Source organism: Candidatus Palauibacter sp. (genome assembly GCF_965208055.1).
Taxonomy (GTDB): Bacteria; Gemmatimonadota; Gemmatimonadetes; order Palauibacterales; family Palauibacteraceae; genus Palauibacter.
Map to the genome: position 1 here is coordinate 343934 of NZ_CBDBNY010000004.1, position 18830 is coordinate 362763.

Genomic DNA, 18830 nt, shown 5'->3' on the forward strand with positions numbered 1-18830 from the left:
TCGTGAAGGTCTGTTCTCTAATGGGCCCCCTGGCGGCTCTCGTCATCATCGCGGCGGCGTGCGGCGGCGAGGGTGAACCCACGGCCCCGAGTCGGGCGCAGCTGATCTGGGAGGACGAATTCGATGGGCCGGCCGGCCAGCTGCCGGATCCGTCGCGCTGGACGTTCGACATCGGCACCGACTGGGGGAACCGGCAACTGGAGTTCGACACGGACCGTCCCGAGAACGTCTCGCTCGACGGAAACGGGAACCTGGCCATCACGGCGCGCCGCGAGGCGTTCAGCGGCAGCCAGTTCACCTCCGGCCGGATCAAGACCCAGGGGCTGTTCGAGCAGGCATACGGACGCTTCGAGGCCCGAATCGACCTCCCCTCCGGGCGGGGCATCTGGCCCGCCTTCTGGCTGTTGGGCGCCGACATCGACGCGGTCGGCTGGCCGGAGTGCGGCGAGATCGACGTCATGGAATTCCGCGGTCAGGAACCGTCCATCGTGCACGGCAGCCTGCACGGGCCGGGCTACTCGGCCGGCAACGCCGTGACGGCGCGGTACACGCTGAACAACGACCGCTTCGACACGGGTTTTCACACCTTCGCCGTCGAGTGGACTGAAGACCGGATCGAGTGGTTCGTGGACGGAGAGCGCTACCAGTCGATCGGGCGTGACGAAGTGCCCGGGCGGTGGGCGTACGATCATCCTTTTTTCGTCATCCTCAACGTCGCGGTGGGTGGCGGTTTCGTCGGCCCGCCGGGTGAGAGCACGGCCTTCCCGCAGACGATGCTTGTCGATTGGGTGCGAGTGTACGGTATCGACGACTCGTGACCCACCGCACGGCCCCTGAAGACCGGATCTCCTTCCCGCACAAGATCGCCTACGGGGTCGGCGGCTTCGTAAACAACCTGCTCGCACAGGGCATCGGCGGCATGACCGTCGTACTCACGCTGGCCCTCGGCATGGATTTCCGGCTCGTGGGCCTGCTCGGCATGCTGCCGAGGTTCTTCGATGCGATCACCGACCCACTCGTCGGTTTCATCTCCGACCGGTCGCGTTCCCGCTGGGGCCGGCGCCGACCGTTCCTTTTCGTCGGGGCCATCGCCTCGGGGGTCATCTTCGCGCTCCTGTGGCAGATGCCTGCGCCCACGCAGTTCCGGCTGAAGTTGGTGGACTACGGCGCGGACGGGGTGTACAGCGGCGGCGTCACCGGCGAGCCGGTCAGCATATTCGAGGCCATCGGGGAGTCGCTGCGCGACATCGTGACCGTTGAAGTCATGGACGATGTCGAGGACGAGGTCACGATCCTTCCCCCGACGCTCGTCACCGGTGCCTGGGTCGGCATCGACGTGCCGCTCTCCGACTTCGACGAACTCACCACGCGCGAGCACCTGTCCCAGATCCTGATTTCGGGCGACCTCACCGAAGTGTACGTCGACAACGTGTATCTCTACCGGACGGACGACACGACGAGGATCGCGACGTCGGGGGAGGACCGGGAGGGCTTGGCGGCGCCCGACGCGCCAGCGCGGCTGCCCGCGGTCCCGGCAGAGGATGTGATTTCGTTCTTCAGCGACGCGTATGACGACGTTGGGGTGGATTTCTGGTCCGCCGACTGGGACGAGGCCGATGTGGCGGACGCCCGGGCCGCCGGCGACGACGTCAAGCACTACACGAACCTCAGGTTCGCCGGCATCGACTTCGGCGAGCAGCCCGTGGACGCGAGCGCGATGACGCACGTACACATGGACATCTGGACCCCGGAGACCACGGGCGAGGGCCGGAGCCAGGCGTACTATTTCTGGTACTTCCTGGTCGGCTCGCTGATCTTCTTCCTCGCCTACACCATCTTCGCCACGCCCTGGGTCGCGCTGGGGTACGAACTTACGCCCGACTTCCACGAGCGCACACGGCTGATGGGCGTGCAGAACTTCGTCGGCAACGTCGCCTTCGTCATGGCGCCCTGGTTCCTCGTCGTGATGACGAATCCGGCGTGGTTCCGGAACCAGATGGCCGGAGCGAGGTTCCTGGCGCTCGCCATCTGCGTCACGGTAATCCTGCTCGGAGTGCTGCCGGCGATTTTCCTCCGCGAACGAGTGCCCGGGGCGGCTGGAGACCAGGAGCAGAGTAGCGGCCGGGAGGCCGTGGGCGAGTTCTTCGGAGGCCTCTGGCAGACGGTCAGGACCGGCCCCTTCCTTCTGCTTTGCATCGCGACTTTCCTGATCTTCAACAGCTTCATCATGATTTCGGCGTTCCAGTTCTGGGTGTTCGTGTATTACGTGTCCGGCGGCAACGTCGCGGATGGGGCGTCGCTCGCCGGACTCGTCGGCACGCTCGGCATCGCAGGCGGATTCGCGGTGATCGCGATCGTGACCTGGCTGGGCACGAAGATCGGTAAGCGGAACGCCTTCTTCGTCTCCACCGGGATCTCGATGTTCGGCTATGCGCTGAAGTGGTTCTGCTACCACCCCGAGTATCCGATGCTCGCCCTGCTTCCGGCTCCCTTCCTGGCCTTCGGGCTGGGCGGCTTGTTCACGCTGATGGGATCCATGATCGCGGACGTGGTGGACCTCGATGAACTAAGCACGGGCGAGCGGCGCGAGGGGATGTTCGGATCGGTGTACTGGTGGGTCGTAAAGGTGGGGCAGAGCATCGCGCTGGGCGCGGGAGGCTTCCTGCTCGCCTCGACGGGACTCGACATCGACCTCGGCGCCAACCAGGCCGCGCGGACCATCACCTTGCTACGCGTCTACGACGCTGTCGTCCCTCTCGTCGCATCCGCGATCGCGATCCTCGCGATCTACAAGTACCCGATCACTGAGACGACGGCTCTGAAGGTGCGGGCCGAACTGGAGCAGCGGAGAGGTGGCGGCGCGGAAGCCACCGCCTAGCCCGTTTCTTTTCCCAGCCGTGCACTGAACTCGAAGTCCGTCCTTAGTCCGTAGCCCACGGGGAACAGCGGCTCGGCGGGCTCTCCCCGGGCGACATCGTTCGCGGGCCAGGCATGTGCGAGCCGGCCCCGAAAGTCGTGGTCGCCGAACAACACCTGGGCGACGCCGGCCCCCTCGGAGCCCGGCAGCCATGCGGCCACGAACGCGTCCGCCGCCTCCAGTTCCTCCGTGACGACCAGCGGCCGCCCGGAGACCAGCACGGCCACGACCGGGAGATCTCGCGCTCTCAGCGAACGAATGGTGGCGAGATCCTCGGGGTGCAGCCGCGACAGCCGCAGGGTGTCGCCGTAGGGGCGGAGAAGGCCGGGCCCCGGTGCGGGGGCCTGGGCCTCGTCCACGCTCGGAGTCTCCGGAGGGCTTCCAGTCCAGTCTCGGATGTCGCCCATGCCCTCGGCGTAAGGCTTCTCCCCAATCACGACGATGGCCGCTTCAAGATGTCCGTCGTCCTCCGCCCCATCGCTCTCGCCGAACAGGTGCGCGCGCGGTGCGATCTGCCTGATGCCCTCCCACACGGATGCGCCCCCCTCGATCCGGTCGTTCCCCCGTACGCCCTGCCATTCGACTGTGAAGCCCCCACACAGCGCCCCCCGGTCATGCGCGATGCGCCCCGCGACGAGTATCCGCGCGTCACGGTCGAGCGGAAGGACATTCCCTTCATTCTTCAGCAACACCAGCGACTTTCGTACGGCCTCCCTCGCCACGTTGCGGTGGTCCGCTGACCCGAAGCTGGCGTGGTTCGACCACTTGCGGGCGGCTGGACGCGGCTGGTCGAAGAGCCCGCAGGCCTCCTTCACGGCGAGGATCCGCCCCACCGCATCATCGATGCGCGCTTCCTCGACGTTTCCGGCCTTCACCTGTCTCACGACTTCCGAGATGAAGCGCTGCCATTGCGCCGGAACCATGAAGAGGTCGATCCCCGCGTTGACCGACCTCGCGACGGCCTCGCCAAAATCGTCCGAGATGGCGAAGATGCCGTTCCAGTCCGACACGACGAGCCCGGAGAAGCCCAGCTCGCCCTTGAGCACCTCCGTGATGAGATACCGGTGCTCATGACAGAGAGTCCCGTTCCAGCTGCTGAGCGAGACCATGACCGCGAGTGCGCCGACCTCCAGCGCCGGACCATATGGAGACACGTGCGTTCTCCGCAGCTCCGCCTCCTCCGCCAGGGTCTCCCCCTGATCCACGCCGTCCATCGTGCCGCCGTCGCCGACCCAGTGCTTCGGACAAGCGAGGACTCCGCCGGCGCCGAGACCTGCCTGCAGACCCCGTACGATCCGGGGAGCGTATTCGGCGACCAGATCCGGTACTTCGGCGAAGCTCTCGTAGGTTCGGCCCCAGCGGCAGTCACCGGCGACGGCCAGCGTGGGCGCCAGGTTCCAGTCCAGCCCGGTCGCCAGTACCTCGCGGGCGGTCACGCGGGCGACGCGTTCCACGAGTGCCGGGTCGTGGGCCGCGCCGAGCCCGATATTGTGTGGGAAGACGGTGGCGCCGAGCACATTGTTGTGCCCGTGGATGGCGTCTACCGCGTACAGGAGGGGGATCCCGGGCTGCCCGTCCGAGCCTTCCGCGGAGGCCGCCCAGTAGGCGTCGTTCATCGCCACCCAGTCGGCCGGGCGGTTCCGGCCGGGGAACGAGCCGCCTCCGCTGAGCACCGAACCCACGCCGAAGTCCCGCACCTGTTCCGGCGTGATGTGCAGCCTCTCGGCCTGCACCATCTGCGCCGCCTTGCGGTGGAGGCTCAGCCGGGAGAGCAGGCCCGCCATCCTGGGTGATGGCTTCATGTACGTCGCAGAAACCTCGCCGCCGTCACATCGCGATGTGGACGTACGTCCGGAGCTCCCACTCGCTCCCGCTGTCGCCGGAGCGCCCCGGCTCGCACATCGCGAAACCGTTGGCGTCGATGGTCGGGGCGGGGCAGTACCGCGGCGAGTTCATGTCCAGCGAACGCCATGTGGCGCGAACCCCGAACCGCGTGCCCGGCATATCGAACCACCCCGGCCGACCCAGCGAGTACGACAGATCGCCCATCAACTGGAACGGGAAGGTGTGGTTGAAGTCGCGGTGGTAGTCGTACGGTCCCCAGTCGTTCACCCGGGCGAAGGTCTCCAGCTTGAGAGGTCCGCGGATCACGCGCAGATCCACGCCGTGCCGGCGGATCAGGCGCGGGCTGTCGCCATTGGGTTCGCCGGTGCCCGTATAGACGTTCGCGATGAACCCGGAGCCGCCCGAACTCTTCGAGACGAGGCGGGCCTTCAACTCCCACACGTCGCGCGCCGGCGGAGCGCCGGGGAAGGCGAAGATGGACCGTCCGTCGGCCAGGATCCCGATCCCGGCGTCCTGCGTGGTCCCGAAACTCTTGTAGGTGAACCCGATGGTTGTCGCGAACGAAGCGTCCTCGCGAATGTCGCTGTCCCACGAATGCATCCAGGTCGCGGGCGTGGGGTCGTACGTGAGGAGGAACTCCATCGCCTTCGTTTCCCGGCTCCAGCCGCGGACGGCGAACGGGTCGTCGACGACGTTGCGCGGACGCGCGGGCGCGGGCGCGCCGGCCGGAATCGGGCCCACGACCGGCTTCTGCCAGAGGAAATTGGGTGCGATCTGCCAGTTGCCCGCATTCAGCGCCACGCCGGTGAGAACGTTGTACTGGTTCCCCATCCCGCTGTCGCGGAGCCACCAGCCGGTGAAGGTCTGCGTTGCGGTGGGGCCACCTTCGGCAACCAGGCCCATGGCCGCACCCTGCACGTACCAGTTCCACCGGCCCTTGGTGAGGGTGAGCTTCGCCTTGGCGCCGAACGCGTCCTTCGCCTCGATCCGGTCCCCGAGCACCTCGTAGCTGCCGGGCTCGCCGCGCACGATCTGGAACTCTTCACCCTCCTTGGTGGAGCCGGACCAGATACCGCCCACCTCGAACACCGCGTCGCCGCGCGTGGCGGCCAGGTGCACGGTGGCTTTGCGCGTCGGCGGCAGCGGGACCGCGAACGAACTTGCCACGGCCCCCTGTTCCGCGAGGTCTTCCTGGTAGACGAACGTAGTCTGGAACGGCCCCACGCTCTTCGTCAGCTTGCCGAGTACGGTGGGATTCGCGCCCCACCACAGCTCCGGCCCGAAGGCCACGGAGAGGCCGTTGAACAGCCGCTTGCCGTCGATCTCCACCCCAAGCGGCGCCATGCCATTATAGATGTCGATATTCGGGCCATAGTTGGCTTCGCGGTACAGTCCGAAGAAATCGCCCTCGTACCCCCAGTGATAATGTCCGGTACGATAGAAGCCGTTCAGACGGAACCATGAATCGTCCCACGAGATGTTGGCCTGGTAGATCTTCAAACGCTCGAGGTCGCCGAGGACGAACTGCTCGCCGTCGGCCTCCACTCGGCGCGGACGGCCACGGTTCTCGTAGAAGATCTCGTCGACCGGATTGTTGGGGACCGCGCCGAGGACGTTGACGATGACTTCGCCCTCGATGCCCCCCGCCGGCCTCGCCTTGATACCGCCGTAAAATGATTGCATCTGATCGAAGCCGCGGAACGACGGCCGCCCGCGCGAGACGGTCGGCGCGTCCTCCGGCGTACTGATGACCGTCCCGCCCGTGCTGAATGTCTCGAACTCGGCCCGCAGGGTGCTCACCTGGAAGCGATCGAGGATCGAGGAGGTGAACGCCGCGCGGTCACCTCGCGCCTGCAGTTCGGCCGTTTCGGGCATGATCGCGGAGAAATGCCGTGCGATCGTCTCCATCGTCGTCCCCGGACCGTAGGGGTCGAGTTCGTACGCGTCGCGGAGGGCATAGAACGCGGCGCGGGGGAACAGTTCGTAGAGGCCCTGGTTGTCGGTCGGCCCCTTGGCGACGATGCCCCACCATTCCTCGTTCATGTTGTTCCGGCCGGGCACGTAGTCGTCCGGATACGCGCTGTTGGCCCAGGAGGCGTTGATGTCCTGAACGTCGAGGTTGTCCTCCTGCCCGAACTTCCACCAGCCGTCCGTCCACTGGAAGGTCATCCCGCCGATGGAATTGCCCACGCCTCCCTTGCCCGCGGATTCCGCGTAGATCTCCTGCCACTGGTCGAGGAGATAACGGGTCTGCATGAGCTGGTCCTCGCGCATCGTGCGCGCGTTCCAGACGTCGGCCCCGAACTCGGTGAACAGCACGGCCATCCCGAGCTTCTCGTCCACCTCCTCGAAGAAGTCGTTGAAGGACCGGCCGCGGTACACGTTGGAGCCGAGCACGTCGAGGTTACCCGCCTCTTCGGCGATGAGGTCGATGTACTGCAGGTCCCCGTTCGCGTAGGCGACTGGGCGCGTGGGGTCCATCTCCTTGATGAGTTCCGTCGCGTCCCCGACCAGCGAATACAGGTAGCGGGCGCGGCCGGTGTCGCGCTCGCCCTCGGGCATGTCCTCGGTCTCCGCCGAACTCCAGAAGAGACCGTAGTTGTTCTCGTTGCCGAGCAGCCACATGAGCACACCCGGCGTGTCCTTGAATTCTCGCACCATGTCCTCGACCTCGGCGAGGACGACCGCGCGCGACTCGGGGTCCGCGTAGTTGGTGTTCGCGTCGAACACCCCGTTCACGGTGACACCGTAGCGGCCGAGGGCGTGGTTGAGAACCGTGTAGATCCCGTAGTTCTTCCAGATGTACTCGACCCACTGCGGCGTGATCCCGACGTAGGCCCGGATCGCATTCACGCCCATGGCCCGGGCGAGGCCCATCTCCCGGTCGAGCGCCGCCTTGATCAGGTCGTCGGACTCGGTCCAGAAGTTGTAGTTGTAGGTCGTTCCGCGCGGAAAGTAGTCCCAGTTAATGCCGAGGACCATGAAGTCGTCGCCGTCCACCTGCAGCCTGATCCCGCTATCGTCCGCGATCAGTTCGATCTCGGGAAGGGGCGGATCGCCGGATTGCTGCGCGGCGAGGCCGGGGGTGCCCCCAAGGCAAATGAGAACCGCGACCGAGACAACGCTGAGGCGGAACCGGCGCGGCCGGAGTTGCGTGGAAATGACGCTTGGCATGACCGCCTCTGCTTCCCGAGACTCGTGATGGTCCAATTCGACTTTCCAACGTAGGACGTGCAGCCGAGAAACCGCCAGAATCAGCGGGGCGGGCCGATCCCCGCGGAGAGCGTCACCGCGCTGGCCGAATAGCCGTAGTCGAGCAGGACATCGGGAATCTCCCGCGTCCACTCGGTCACCGAGCGCGAGTAGCCGAGGCGCACATCGACCAGCCAACCCCTGTCGAGCAGCAACCCGAGCCCGATCGTCGCCGGCAGGCGGGCGCGCTGCTCTCGCCGCTCTCCCCGTTCTCCGTTCTCCGGGTTGACGCCGCTCGTCGCGAATTCGCTCCACATCCGACGGATCCCGCCGAACACATAGCCCTGCGTCGAGTTGCCCCCGGCACCGAGTCCGAGGAGTACGTTGACCCCGACTCCGAACCGGTCGTGGAGGTCCCACTCGCCGGGCCACACATCGTGCGGTTCGCCGTTCGGCGTGGGTTCGATCGTCCCCTCGATCTTTCCCCGGCCGGCAAGCACTCCCTCGAATTCCAGGCCCGCGAGCAGTCCCCCGAGGACCCGCGTGCGGAGCCCGATGGAGGGGTTGATCGCGAAGGTCGGACCCGAGGCCGCCGTGGCGCTCTCGCTCGACCCGCCGCCCGCCGTCACGCGCTTGGAGTGTTCCGCGGAGAGCCAGCCGGCCTCGGGCGCCAGCCGAAGGAACATCTCGGACTGGGCGCGGACCGACGGCGCGGTCAGCATGGAGACGCAGACAGCGAGCGTGGCGGGTCCGGCGAGCCGGATTACTGAGGCGAAGATTGCCCGGTCACGGCGACGACGCCGCAGTTGGTGAGGAGGCGCTGCGCGTCCGCTCTTCCGGAGTCCGAGGGTCCGAGCTGATTCTCGCCCTGCTCCTCCTCGTCGTCGAGCCCGCTGACGAAGCCGATGTCATGGTCCGCGACCCGCGAGGCGACGACGCGAATGTGGGTGTTCCCCGTGGCGGGATTGTCGAACACGCTCGCCGTGAGGACATCGTGCTCGGCGGCTCCGGTGAAGAGTTCCTGCACGGCGCCGGACGTCTGCCTGCGGCCCCGGACGAAGCCGGCCTCGAGGTTGCCGTCCTCGATCGTGTAATCCATGAGGTTCAGTTGGGCGACCGCGCAACGATAAGCGGTCTCCAGTCCGGGCGGGGCGACGCCCTGGAAGGAGACGGGCGCGGTGGAACAGCCCGCGAGCAGCAGCACAAGGAACGGGACGACACGACGGGTGGCTCGTTTCATGGTGCTCCAATCTTCATGATGGCCGTCCGGCGCGCCAGCGGAATGCACGTTCGCGGGTTGCAGAAGGTCCGGAGCCGGGGCGACCATGGGAGCATGGCGCCTCGAACCCACCCCCCGACGCTCCGCGCCGCCGCCACGATTGCGGTGACGCTCGCGGGCCTGCTCGCCGCGGGCGCCTGCGGGCCGCGGGCCGAAACGGTCCCGGCCGGGAGATCTCCAAAGGTTCTGCTCATCGGTATCGACGGCGTCCGCCCGGATGTGCTCGCGGAGGTGCCGACCCCGGCGATGGACTCCCTCGCCGCGAGCGGATGGTACACCCCGGACGCGCGCACGACGACCCCATCGGTGAGCGGCCCGGCCTGGTCTTCGATCCTCACCGGCGTGTGGCCGGAGAAACACGGTGTGCTGGATAACGGTTTCGAGGGGCGGCGATACCGGGAGTATCCGGGTTTTCTCGCGCGCATCGAGCAGGATCGTCCGACCCTCGGCACGTTCGCGGCCCTCGACTGGATGCCGCTCGCATCACTCGAAGGCGGTGGCCCGGTACTCTCCGGCGCGGTCGACACGCTGTTCGCCGTGGACGGGTACGACCTCGGGTGGGCGGAGGCGGACAGCGTCGTCGCGGCGCGCGCGGCGGAACATCTTGCGGCGGCAGATCCCGATGCAGCCTTCGTATACCTGGGCAATCCGGATGAGACGAGTCACCGGCACGGATCGATCGGCGCCGAGTACCGCGAGGCGATTGCCCTCTCGGATCGCCACGTCGGCTGGCTGATGGAGGCGCTCCGAGCCCGGCCCACGTACGGGGAGGAAGACTGGCTCGTGCTCATCAGCACGGACCACGGCCGGCGCGAAGACGGCGGCCACGGCGGGGACTCGCCGGAAGAGATGACGATCTTCATCCTAGCCAGCGGCGTGGCGACGCAAAGCTGGCCTGCGGCGGGATCCGGCCCCACCTACATCGTCGATGTACCGGTCACGGCGCTCGATCACCTCGGCATGGAGTTCGACCCCGACGCCGGACTCGACGGGAAACCGCTCTCCCGGGGCCCCAGCGGCCCGTAGCCGCGAGCTGCCGGGCCTACGCGTCGTCCTCCGGCTCAGCGGAAAGCAGTTCGTAGAGGACCACGCTCTCGACGCCCAGTTCGTCCCTGAACACGCCGAGTGCGCGGCCTCCCGCAACGTCGAGAATCCGTACCCGCTCCGGCACCTGGACTTCGCCGAGCCAGCGCCCGTCGTCCGCGAGAATCGAATAGTGGGTTACGCCGTTGAGTGCGGCATCGGCGGTCCAGCGCCCGAGCCAGACGCGGCCTTCCCGGTCGCCGAAGAGCTGGCTGACCAGGGGAAGAGGCTCGTCCGGTACCAGTTCGTAGTCGGCGAAGACGCGCGCCACCATCTCTTCGAACTCCGTCTCGGACTGGATCTGCGGGTTCACCCTGCGGAGTTGGGTCCTCAGCGAGGTGGTGAACGCCCGCCAGTCCTCTTCGGCGGGGTAGGCTGGTGCCCGGCGCCACCGCACGATCTGGTGGATCGTCCCGTTGGAGTTGCGCCACACGATCTCGGGCGTGTCGTCCCGCAGGTACACGAACCTTCCCCGCGAGACAGTCACCACCCCGCCCGGCATGAAGGGATTCCTCGGTCCATCTTCCGGCGATGACGGAACCCAGTCGTATGCCGCGACCGTGTCGAGCACACCGGCGTCCATGTCGAAGCGGACCATGTGCCCCTGAAGCCACGGCTCCCGGAAGCCGCGCCGGTAACTCCCGCTCGTCATCAGCGCCTGCCCTTCGGCGTTCAGGCCCTCCACCCTCAGACTCCGGTTCAGGAAGCGCGTATCCACTTCGCGGACCGCTGCGCCGCCGGCGAACAGCGTAAGGCGGGCATGTCCGAGATCCTCGATGAGCAGGGTGTCGCCCCCGGCGGGCAGGAGTCCGACGATCATGTCGATTTCGCCGGGTCCGTCTCCGGGACCCGCGAGAAGTCCCCGGAAGGTCCCGTCCGATTCGAGCAGGACGATTTCCCGGTTGAACGCGTCGGCCACGGCGGCGCTGCCGTCCGAGAGCAGCACACCCCTCCAGATGCTCTGAAAGGCGTAGTCTTCGAGTCCGGCGCCGTACCTGTAGAGCGGCGGCGACGAGAAGGCGAAGGGGCTGGCGGGCTCCGGCGCCGTCTCGTATTCGACGATTCGGATCCCGGCACTGTCGTGGACGGACGGTCCCGATGCGGGCGGTGAATCCGCCTCGCACGCGGTCGCGGCGCCGGCCAGAATGCAGGACAGCAGCCCCGCTGTGGCGCGGCGGTTCATGCGGCCTCCTCAAGCCAATCGAACGGTCGTCTGAGGGGTCGACACGCTGAAGTCCCCGAACGGTTGCGCGCACGCCGGCGCGGCCTTCGCCCGAACGCTGGCGGGAGATGCCGATGTCGCGCCAGTTTGGGGCAGGGAAGATTTTACACCAGGAACGGGGGATGAGATGTCCGAGATGAATCGTCGTGGTTTCATCGGTCGGGGTCTGAGCCTTGGCGCCGCGGCGGCGGTCGCGGGGGCCGTTCCCGCGCGCGCTTCGGTCCGCGAGGGGCGGCCGGCGCTGGCGTCGAGCGGACGCGCGCAGACGCCGGTGATGATTACCAGCCACACGAACGACACGGGCCGACGCGCGGCCACGGCGTCGTGGCAGGTCCTGTCGGCCGGCGGCGCGGCGATGGACGCCGTCGAGCGCGGCGCGAACATCGTGGAACTCGACCCCGACGGGACCGGGGTCGGCTGGGGCGGCCTCCCGAACGCGGACGGGGTCGTGCAGCTCGACGCGTCCGTCATGGACGGGGCCACGTACAACGCCGGTTCCGTGGCCGGCATCGAGGGGATCCGCACTCCCGCCTCGGTGGCCCGGCTCGTCATGGAGCGCACGGATCACGTCATGCTGATCGGCGAGTACGCGCAGCGCTTCGCGGTCGGTTTCGGCTTCAAGGTTCAGGACCTGATGACGCCGAAATCCCGCGAGGTCTGGCTCCGCTGGCGCGAGCGGATGTCCGACACAGACGACTGGGGTCCCCCGGACCACCTGAGGCGCCCGGGCGGGGGATCCGGCGGTGGCGGGCTCGCCCGCGCCGGGTTCGGCGAGGATGCCGCGAGGCGCGAAGCGGAAGAATGGGCGGAACTGCTCAACCTGCCCGGCCGCGACGGCCCGGACCGGGACTACGTGCTGGCCGAGGCCCTCATCCACCGCTACGGGACGACGAACGTGCTCGCCGTCGACGCGCAGGGGAACGTCTCCGGCATCACGACGACGAGCGGCCTGGCGTGGAAAGTTCCGGGCCGCGTGGGCGACTCGCCGATCATCGGCGCCGGCCTTTACGTCGACAACGACATCGGCGCCGCCGCCGTCACCGGGCGGGGCGAAGACGTGATCAAGTCGTGCGCCGGATACTACATCGTCTCGCGGATGGGTGCGGGCCGCACGCCGCAGCAGGCGTGTGAGGACGCCGTGGCGATGATCCGCCACAAGTACCGGAACGTGGCGCCGGACTTCATCCCGTCCGAGAAGTTCGTCGCGATCAACAAGGACGGGGACCATGGCTGCGCGTGGATGCCCTTCCGCGACACGCCGCCCCGCATGACGGTGGCGAACGCGGACGGGATCCAGACGTACGAGGGGGTGAGCGTCGCCGACTGACGAGGCGCCCGACCCGGACCCCGAGTCCGACGCGTCCGAGGTGACCGTGGTCGTCAGGGAAGCGGGACTCGAGGATGTGGACCGCCTCGCGCCGCTGTTCGACGGGTACCGCCAGTTCTACCGCCAGCCGGCGGACCTGGAGGGTGCCCGCCGGTTCCTGGCGGAGCGTCTGGCGGCGGGTGAGTCGCGCGTGTTCGTGGCCGAGACGGCGGACGGCTGGCCGCTGGGGTTCGTGCAACTCTTCCCGTCCTTCTCGTCCGTGTCGATGAAGCGGCTCTGGATCCTCAACGACCTCTTCGTCGCGCCGGACGCGCGCCGGTCCGGGGTCGCGCGCGCCCTCATGGACCGGGCGCGGGCCCTCGCCGTCGAGACCGGGGCCAAGGGCCTCATCCTCGAGACGGAGTCCCACAACGCCCCCGCGAAGAGGCTGTACGAAGAGCTGGGCTGGGCGCTCGACGGCACCGACCACTACGAGTTGCCGGTGTGAGCCCCCGGGTGAACACGTCGGTGCGCGCGGCGGCCTCGGCAGTGCTGCTGCCACTGCTGGCCTCCTTCGCATGCGCTGCCGGATCGGCGGCGGGACCCGCGGATGGGGATGGAGAGTCCGGACATGAGTTGCGACTGTCGCTCTCGACCGGCGACGAGTCGCCGAGGGCCGCCACGCCCATCGTCCTCGAACTGGCCGGTGTCAACGAAGGCCAGGCCGCACTCATCCTCGATTTCCCGGACGGCCAGCGCTACGACTTCGAGGTGATCTCGGAGGATGGGGCCGTCGTCTGGCGCTGGGCGGAGGGCAGGTTCTTCGCCCAGGTACTGGGGCGCGAAACGCTCGAACCCGGCGCCTCGCTGAACTGGACCGCGACAATCGAGGCCGGGCTGCCGGCCGGTGTCTACCGCGTCCTCGCCACACTCACCACGGTGGAGCCTCACACCATCGAGGCCACCCTCACCGTCCTTCCCCGGAGATAGCGACCATTGAACGACAACACGACGTCGGCAGGGCTCGCCACGGGCCCCGACGCCCTCGAGACCGACCTCCTGCGGGCCGTTTCCTTCGACGCGGGGTGGTCCCTGCTCGAGCGCTTCTCGACCCTGGTACGAGAGTCGGGGAGCGAGGAGGAGCACATCGCCGCGGAGTACATCGCCGCCGAACTGAGTCGGCTGGGCGTGCCCTTCGAGATGCACGAGCCCGATCTCTACCTCTCGCTTCCCCGCGAATCCTCGGTGGAGTGGAGCGGCGGGTCGATACGGGCCAAGCCGCCGTCCTTCGCGGTACCGACGCAGGGTGGCGGGCTCGAAGGGGAACTCGTCTTCGTCCCGGCCGCGGCCGCGACGGGGCAGCGAGACCTGTTCGCGAAACGGCTCGGCGACGACCTGCCCGACGTGGCCGGCAAGATCGTGCTCAGCGAGGGATTCGCGATGCCGGGCATGGTCTCCGCTTTCGAGGCGGCGGGAGCGGTGGGACAGGTCTTCATCAACCCCGGGCAGAAGATCCACTGGGGGATCTGCACGTCGATATGGGGCACGCCGACGACCCGGAACCTCGCCACGAAGCCCGGGACGCCCGTGGTCGCGGTCAACAACCCCGATGGAGAGCGGCTGAAGGAGGCCGTGGGCGAAACCGTCCGGCTGGAGGTCCGTCTGGAGGAGGGCTGGTATCCGTGCAAGCTGCCCGTGGCGCACATCGCCGGCGCGTCGGACGAGTTCATGCTCGTGCACGGGCACTACGACTCGTGGGACATCGGGATCGGCGACAACGCGGTGGGGGACGCGACGCTGCTCGAACTGGCGCGCATCTTTCACGCCGAGGCGGGGCGGTTGAAGCGCTCGCTGCGTATCGCGTGGTGGCCGGCGCACTCGACCGGGCGCTACGGCGGCTCGACCTGGTATGCCGACACGCACGCGCTGGAACTGCGTAAGCGCTGCGTGGGCGCGATCAACATCGACTCGCCGGGCTGCTGGCACGCGACGGAGTACGACGACGTGATGTGGATGGCCGAGGCGGGGCCGCTGTGTGCCCGCGCGATCGCCGACGTCACGGGGAAGACGGCGAAGCGGCTGCGGCCGCTGCGGGCCGGTGACTATTCCTTCAATCAGATCGGTCTCACCTCGTTCTACATGCTGCTCTCGAACATCCCGGCGGAGGAGCGCGCGGCGCTCGGCTTCTATCCCACCGGCGGGTGCGGGGGCAATATCGCGTGGCACACCGAAGACGATGTCATGGCCGTCGCCGAGCGGGAGAACCTCGAGCGCGACCTGGGCGTTTACGTCGCCTCGATCGCGCGCGTGCTCAACGCGCGGATCCTCCCGTACGACTTCCGCGAGACCGTCTCGGAGCTGACGGGGTTCGTCGAGGACTACGTGGAGGCGGCCGGGGATCTGCTGGACCTCGGCGCGGTCCGGGCAGAACTCGCAGCGCTGGGCGCCGCGCTGGACGACCTGTACGCCGCCATCGGCGAGGGACGACCGGGTGGGGCGGCGGCCGGGGCCGTGAACGAGTTGTTCCTCGAGTTGTCCCGCATCCTGGTGCCGATCGGCTACGCGGAGGGAGGGCCGTTCGACCACGATCCGGCCCTGCCGCGGATACCGATCCCGCGGCTGGCGAGGGTGGCCGAATTGTCGAGCCTCGCGGCATCCGGCTCCGACGCGCTGCCCTTCCTCGTGAACGAAGTGCGTCGGGAGGCGAACCACGTGGCGAACGGCTTCCACGAGGCGGCCCGGGCGGTGCGGCGCGTGCTCGCCCGGTTGACGGCTTCGGCGCCGGCGGGCTGACGCGGGTGCGAGGCACGAGGGGAGGATCGGCGCGCGCGGCTGCGGCGGCGGCACTGGCGCTGGTGGCGGCACCGGCGCTGGCGGGCCTGTCCGTGGCGGCGTCGGCGGCGGCGCAGACGACGGACACGGTATTCGTCCGGCTGGATGCCGATGGCGCCGCCCACGTTCGGCAGGGCCTCCCGCCGGATAGCGGCGCGGTGCGGGCATTCGCGATTCGGATCGAGCACCAGACCCTGTCGCTGACGGAGGCGGCGCCGGACGGCGGGCCTCCGCCCGACGTCGATGCCGCGCTGACCCCGGTCGACGGCGCGTACCGCATCGACGTGGTCTCCGACGCGCCGGTCGTCGTGTCCTACACCGTGCGGAATCCGGTGCGCGGACGGCTGGACCGGATCCCCCTCTTCGTCGCCGGCCGCGAGGCCGAGGAGACCGTCGTACAGGAGGTCACGGCGCCGTGGCTGATTCGGCTGGAGGGAGATCCGGACGTACTCGATGCGCTGGACCTGTCGACCAGCCTGCCGCGCTTCGTCCGCACCGGCGATGACGTCGTGACGGCCACCCTGTCGAGCGTGCCGGGGCTGTTGCGGCTGTCCCGCGGGGGCGCGCTCTCGTTCGCGCGCATCGCCGACTTCGCGGTCCTCGCCCTGCTGCTGACCGGCGCGATCTGGACGTGGCGCAACGCGCGAGTCCGCCGCCACGGCGCTGGAGCCGCCCGGTGACGATCATCCTGATCGCGGCGGGCTTCTTCGCCCTCGGCCTCACCGTGATCCTTCTCTTCCGGAGGACCATCCGCGCCGACGACGAGTTGGACCGCCGCTGGGCGGAGGTCGTCGCACAGCGCTCCCGACGCGGCGACTCGCCCTCCGCGCCCTCCGCGCTCGGCGAGACCGCGGAACCCGAGGGGCCCGAACCACCCGGCGCGCCGACATGAGCGACGTCTTTTTCGTCGTCCTCGGCGTCTACGTGGCCATCATCATGGGCATCGCGATCTGGAGCTACTTCCAGACCGAGACCGAAGTCGACTTCCTCGCCGCCGGCCGCTCGATCGGCCCCATCGTCGGCGGCGCCGTCCTCGCCGCCACGCAGATCTCCGCCGGCACCTTCGTGGGCACCGCCGGCCGCCACTACCTGGCCGGCGTCTCCTGGGTCTTCCCCTGGCTCGGCCTCTGGACGGGGTGGCTCGTGTGCGCCTTCTTCGTCGCCCCGAAACTGCGGCGGCTCGGCGCGCTCACCGTCCCCGACTACATCTCCGCCCGCTACGGCAGCCCGAAGGCCGGAGCGCTCGCCGGCGTCCTCATCGTCGTGGCCTACACGATCTACCTCGTGGCGCAGTTCCAGGCGGGCGGCGAGATCGCGGAAGTGGTGTTCGGCATCCGCCCGCTCACCGCGATGCTCATCATCGTGGCATCGACCGCGCTCTACACGCTCCTCGGCGGGGTCCGGTCCAGTTCCTACATCGATTTCCTGCAGACGCTGATCATGGTCTCGGCGCTCATCGTGGCCGTCCCCGTCCTCCTCAACCAGGTCGGCGGCGGCAGCCCCGTCGCGGCGGTCGAGCGGTCGCTCGACTTCCTGGACACGCTCGATGACCGTCTCGTGGGCTGGTACTACTCACCGCGGGAACTCCTCGCGTTCGCGATCGCGTTCGGACTCTCGATCGCGGCGGCGCCATACGAACTCACCCGCTTCTACTCGATGCGGGATGAGCGCACGGTGCGGAAGGCCATCTTCGTGGCGATCGGCTTCCAGGTCGTGATCGCGACCAGCATCATGTCGATCGGCATGCTCATGCGGGTACTGTTCCCGAACCTCCCCTCCCAGGACCAGGCGACGGCGACGATGGCGCTCCACGTGCTGCCTCCCGTCGTCGGCGCGCTGCTGCTGGTCGCCATGCTGTCGGCGATCATGTCGACCGTGAACTCGATCCTCCTCGTGACCGGCGCGGGTGTCGCGCACGATCTGTACGGGAAGTTCATCCGGCCCGACGCGAGCCAGAAGCACCTCGTGAACGCGAACCGGGTGGCGATCGTCGTCCTCGCGATCATCCCCCTCTTCTTCGCGCTGCAGAAGCTGGGGGATGTCCAGGGCATCGTTCTGGAACAGGCGAAGTTCATCGCCTCCTTCTTCTTCGTCCCCATCGTCATCGGTCTCAACTGGCGGCGGGGGACGGCGAAGGGCGCGGTCGCCTCGATGATCGGGGGCTTCCTGGCCTGCCTGGTGTGGACGCTCTGGTTCCAGGAACACTACTTCGATCTGTACGGGATCGACTCCGTCGAACTGGGTGTCGGTGCGAGCCTGATCCTGTTCATCATGGTTTCGCTGATGACGAAACCGAATCCCGGCCAGACGCTGGAGCCGTTTTTCGGAAACAAGTGACGTTAGGGGGGCTTCGAATGTCGGACGTACTGATGCGCCTGGTGGAGGAACTGAACGCGGGCACGGTCCGGGTGGTGGATCTCACGATCCCTCTCGGTCCCGATACCGTCGTCATCGATCTGCCTCCGATGTTCGCGCCATCGAAGGGCGTGACGATCGAGCGGATCTCGATGTATGACGACGACGGGCCGGCCTGGTACTGGAACAACCTCACGCTCGGCGAACACACGGGGACGCACTTCGACGCCCCGATCCACTGGGTGACGGGGAAGGATGTGCCCGATGGGACGACGGACACGATCCCGCCGCGGAAGTTCGTCGGCCCGGCGTGCGTCATCGACGTGGAGGCGGCGGTCGACGCGGACCCCGACTTCCTCCTCGCTCCGGCGGGGCTCGAGGCGTGGGAGGCGGAGCATGGACGCGTGCCCGAGGGCGCCTGGGTTTTTCTGCGCACCGGGTGGAGCCGGAGGGAAGGGAAGGAGGCGTTTCTCAACGTGTCGGAAGATGGCCCGCACTCGCCGGGCTTTCACCAGGAGACCTCGGCCCTGCTGGCCCATGACCGCGGGGTGCTCGGCGTCGGAGTGGAGACGGTCGGCACCGACGCGGGCCAGGCGGGAGGGTTCGATCCGCCGTTCCCGAACCACGGGATCATGCACGGGGCGGGGAAGTTCGGCCTCGCGAGCCTGTGCAACCTCGACCGGTTGCCCCCGACGGGCGCCGTGGCGGTCGCCGCCCCGCTCAAGATCGTGGACGGGAGCGGGAGCCCGCTGCGCGTGATCGCGCTGGTCCCGGCGTAGAGGGCGGGGAAGGGGGCGCG

Annotated in this window: 16 protein-coding genes; 11 read left to right on the forward strand and 5 right to left on the reverse strand. The window is 68.3% G+C overall.

Annotation, left to right across the window (positions count from 1 at the left end; all coding sequences use genetic code 11):
• The first annotated feature begins 20 nt into the window (after window positions 1–20).
• Together ACOGXI_RS01780 and ACOGXI_RS01785 are read left to right on the forward strand one after the other, a co-directional pair.
• Window positions 21–818, forward strand: a complete 798-nt coding sequence (locus tag ACOGXI_RS01780; protein ID WP_419937192.1) for a glycoside hydrolase family 16 protein — start codon at window positions 21–23, stop codon at window positions 816–818.
• Window positions 815–2878, forward strand: a complete 2064-nt coding sequence (locus tag ACOGXI_RS01785) for an MFS transporter (RefSeq protein WP_419937193.1) — start codon at window positions 815–817, stop codon at window positions 2876–2878. The genes ACOGXI_RS01780 and ACOGXI_RS01785 overlap by 4 nt, the downstream gene beginning before the upstream one ends.
• Here ACOGXI_RS01785 and ACOGXI_RS01790 read toward each other — a convergent pair.
• From ACOGXI_RS01790 to ACOGXI_RS01805, 4 genes are all read right to left on the reverse strand, one after another.
• Entirely contained in the window at window positions 2875–4719 is a 1845-nt protein-coding gene (locus ACOGXI_RS01790; protein ID WP_419937194.1) for a glycoside hydrolase family 3 protein, read from the reverse strand. The genes ACOGXI_RS01785 and ACOGXI_RS01790 overlap by 4 nt on opposite strands.
• Window positions 4720–4744: 25 nt before the next feature.
• Window positions 4745–7936: a glycoside hydrolase family 2 TIM barrel-domain containing protein gene (locus ACOGXI_RS01795; RefSeq protein ID WP_419937195.1), complete on the reverse strand. Its 3192-nt coding sequence runs from the start codon at window positions 7934–7936 to the stop codon at window positions 4745–4747.
• 80 nt (window positions 7937–8016) lie between these two features.
• On the reverse strand, window positions 8017–8676 hold the full coding sequence (locus tag ACOGXI_RS01800; protein WP_419937196.1) for a hypothetical protein: 660 nt from the start codon (window positions 8674–8676) through the stop codon (window positions 8017–8019).
• Between the two features lie 41 nt (window positions 8677–8717).
• A complete protein-coding gene (locus tag ACOGXI_RS01805) occupies window positions 8718–9194 on the reverse strand; it encodes a hypothetical protein (protein ID WP_419937197.1) in 477 nt (158 codons plus the stop codon).
• A gap of 93 nt (window positions 9195–9287) precedes the next feature.
• Here ACOGXI_RS01805 and ACOGXI_RS01810 point away from each other — a divergent pair, with 93 nt between their 5' ends.
• A complete protein-coding gene (locus tag ACOGXI_RS01810) occupies window positions 9288–10259 on the forward strand; it encodes an alkaline phosphatase family protein (protein ID WP_419937198.1) in 972 nt (323 codons plus the stop codon).
• Between the two features lie 16 nt (window positions 10260–10275).
• Here ACOGXI_RS01810 and ACOGXI_RS01815 read toward each other — a convergent pair whose 3' ends face one another.
• Entirely contained in the window at window positions 10276–11499 is a 1224-nt protein-coding gene (locus ACOGXI_RS01815) for a hypothetical protein (RefSeq protein ID WP_419937199.1), read from the reverse strand.
• A 175-nt stretch (window positions 11500–11674) separates the two neighbouring features.
• On the opposite strand from ACOGXI_RS01815, the gene ACOGXI_RS01820 reads away from it, so the two are divergent.
• Genes ACOGXI_RS01820 through ACOGXI_RS01855 form a run of 8 tightly spaced genes read left to right on the forward strand, consistent with a single transcriptional unit; the run spans window position 11675 to window position 18810 of the window.
• On the forward strand, window positions 11675–12865 hold the full coding sequence (locus ACOGXI_RS01820) for a N(4)-(beta-N-acetylglucosaminyl)-L-asparaginase (RefSeq protein ID WP_419937200.1): 1191 nt from the start codon (window positions 11675–11677) through the stop codon (window positions 12863–12865).
• A gap of 46 nt (window positions 12866–12911) precedes the next feature.
• The gene (locus ACOGXI_RS01825; protein ID WP_419937201.1) at window positions 12912–13352 is read left to right on the forward strand and encodes an N-acetyltransferase family protein; all 441 of its coding nucleotides are present in this window, start codon (window positions 12912–12914) and stop codon (window positions 13350–13352) included.
• Entirely contained in the window at window positions 13349–13834 is a 486-nt protein-coding gene (locus ACOGXI_RS01830; protein WP_419937202.1) for a BsuPI-related putative proteinase inhibitor, read from the forward strand. The genes ACOGXI_RS01825 and ACOGXI_RS01830 overlap by 4 nt, the downstream gene beginning before the upstream one ends.
• Before the next feature lie 6 nt (window positions 13835–13840).
• Complete coding sequence (locus tag ACOGXI_RS01835; RefSeq protein WP_419937203.1) at window positions 13841–15637, forward strand: M28 family peptidase; 1797 nt, start codon at window positions 13841–13843, stop codon at window positions 15635–15637.
• A 5-nt stretch (window positions 15638–15642) separates the two neighbouring features.
• Window positions 15643–16356 (forward strand): hypothetical protein, encoded by a 714-nt coding sequence (locus ACOGXI_RS01840; RefSeq protein ID WP_419937204.1) that lies wholly within the window; start codon window positions 15643–15645, stop codon window positions 16354–16356.
• Window positions 16353–16568, forward strand: a complete 216-nt coding sequence (locus ACOGXI_RS01845) for a hypothetical protein (protein ID WP_419937205.1) — start codon at window positions 16353–16355, stop codon at window positions 16566–16568. The genes ACOGXI_RS01840 and ACOGXI_RS01845 overlap by 4 nt, the downstream gene beginning before the upstream one ends.
• Window positions 16565–18013: a sodium:solute symporter family protein gene (locus tag ACOGXI_RS01850; protein WP_419937206.1), complete on the forward strand. Its 1449-nt coding sequence runs from the start codon at window positions 16565–16567 to the stop codon at window positions 18011–18013. Before ACOGXI_RS01845 ends, ACOGXI_RS01850 begins: the two co-directional genes overlap by 4 nt.
• Window positions 18014–18030: 17 nt before the next feature.
• Window positions 18031–18810, forward strand: a complete 780-nt coding sequence (locus ACOGXI_RS01855; protein ID WP_419937207.1) for a cyclase family protein — start codon at window positions 18031–18033, stop codon at window positions 18808–18810.
• The last annotated feature ends 20 nt before the right edge of the window (window positions 18811–18830 follow it).

Bases quoted from the DNA above. Each gene is read 5' to 3' on its own strand.
- ACOGXI_RS01855 (WP_419937207.1), top strand. From the start codon at position 18,031: ATGTCGGACGTACTGATGCGCCTGGTGGAGGAACTGAACGCGGGCACG.
- ACOGXI_RS01805 (WP_419937197.1), bottom strand. From the start codon at position 9,194: ATGAAACGAGCCACCCGTCGTGTCGTCCCGTTCCTTGTGCTGCTGCTC.
- ACOGXI_RS01790 (WP_419937194.1), bottom strand. From the start codon at position 4,719: ATGAAGCCATCACCCAGGATGGCGGGCCTGCTCTCCCGGCTGAGCCTC.
- ACOGXI_RS01850 (WP_419937206.1), top strand. From the start codon at position 16,565: ATGAGCGACGTCTTTTTCGTCGTCCTCGGCGTCTACGTGGCCATCATC.
- ACOGXI_RS01800 (WP_419937196.1), bottom strand. From the start codon at position 8,676: ATGCTGACCGCGCCGTCGGTCCGCGCCCAGTCCGAGATGTTCCTTCGG.
- ACOGXI_RS01780 (WP_419937192.1), top strand. From the start codon at position 21: ATGGGCCCCCTGGCGGCTCTCGTCATCATCGCGGCGGCGTGCGGCGGC.
- ACOGXI_RS01820 (WP_419937200.1), top strand. From the start codon at position 11,675: ATGAATCGTCGTGGTTTCATCGGTCGGGGTCTGAGCCTTGGCGCCGCG.
- ACOGXI_RS01815 (WP_419937199.1), bottom strand. From the start codon at position 11,499: ATGAACCGCCGCGCCACAGCGGGGCTGCTGTCCTGCATTCTGGCCGGC.
- ACOGXI_RS01810 (WP_419937198.1), top strand. From the start codon at position 9,288: ATGGCGCCTCGAACCCACCCCCCGACGCTCCGCGCCGCCGCCACGATT.
- ACOGXI_RS01795 (WP_419937195.1), bottom strand. From the start codon at position 7,936: ATGCCAAGCGTCATTTCCACGCAACTCCGGCCGCGCCGGTTCCGCCTC.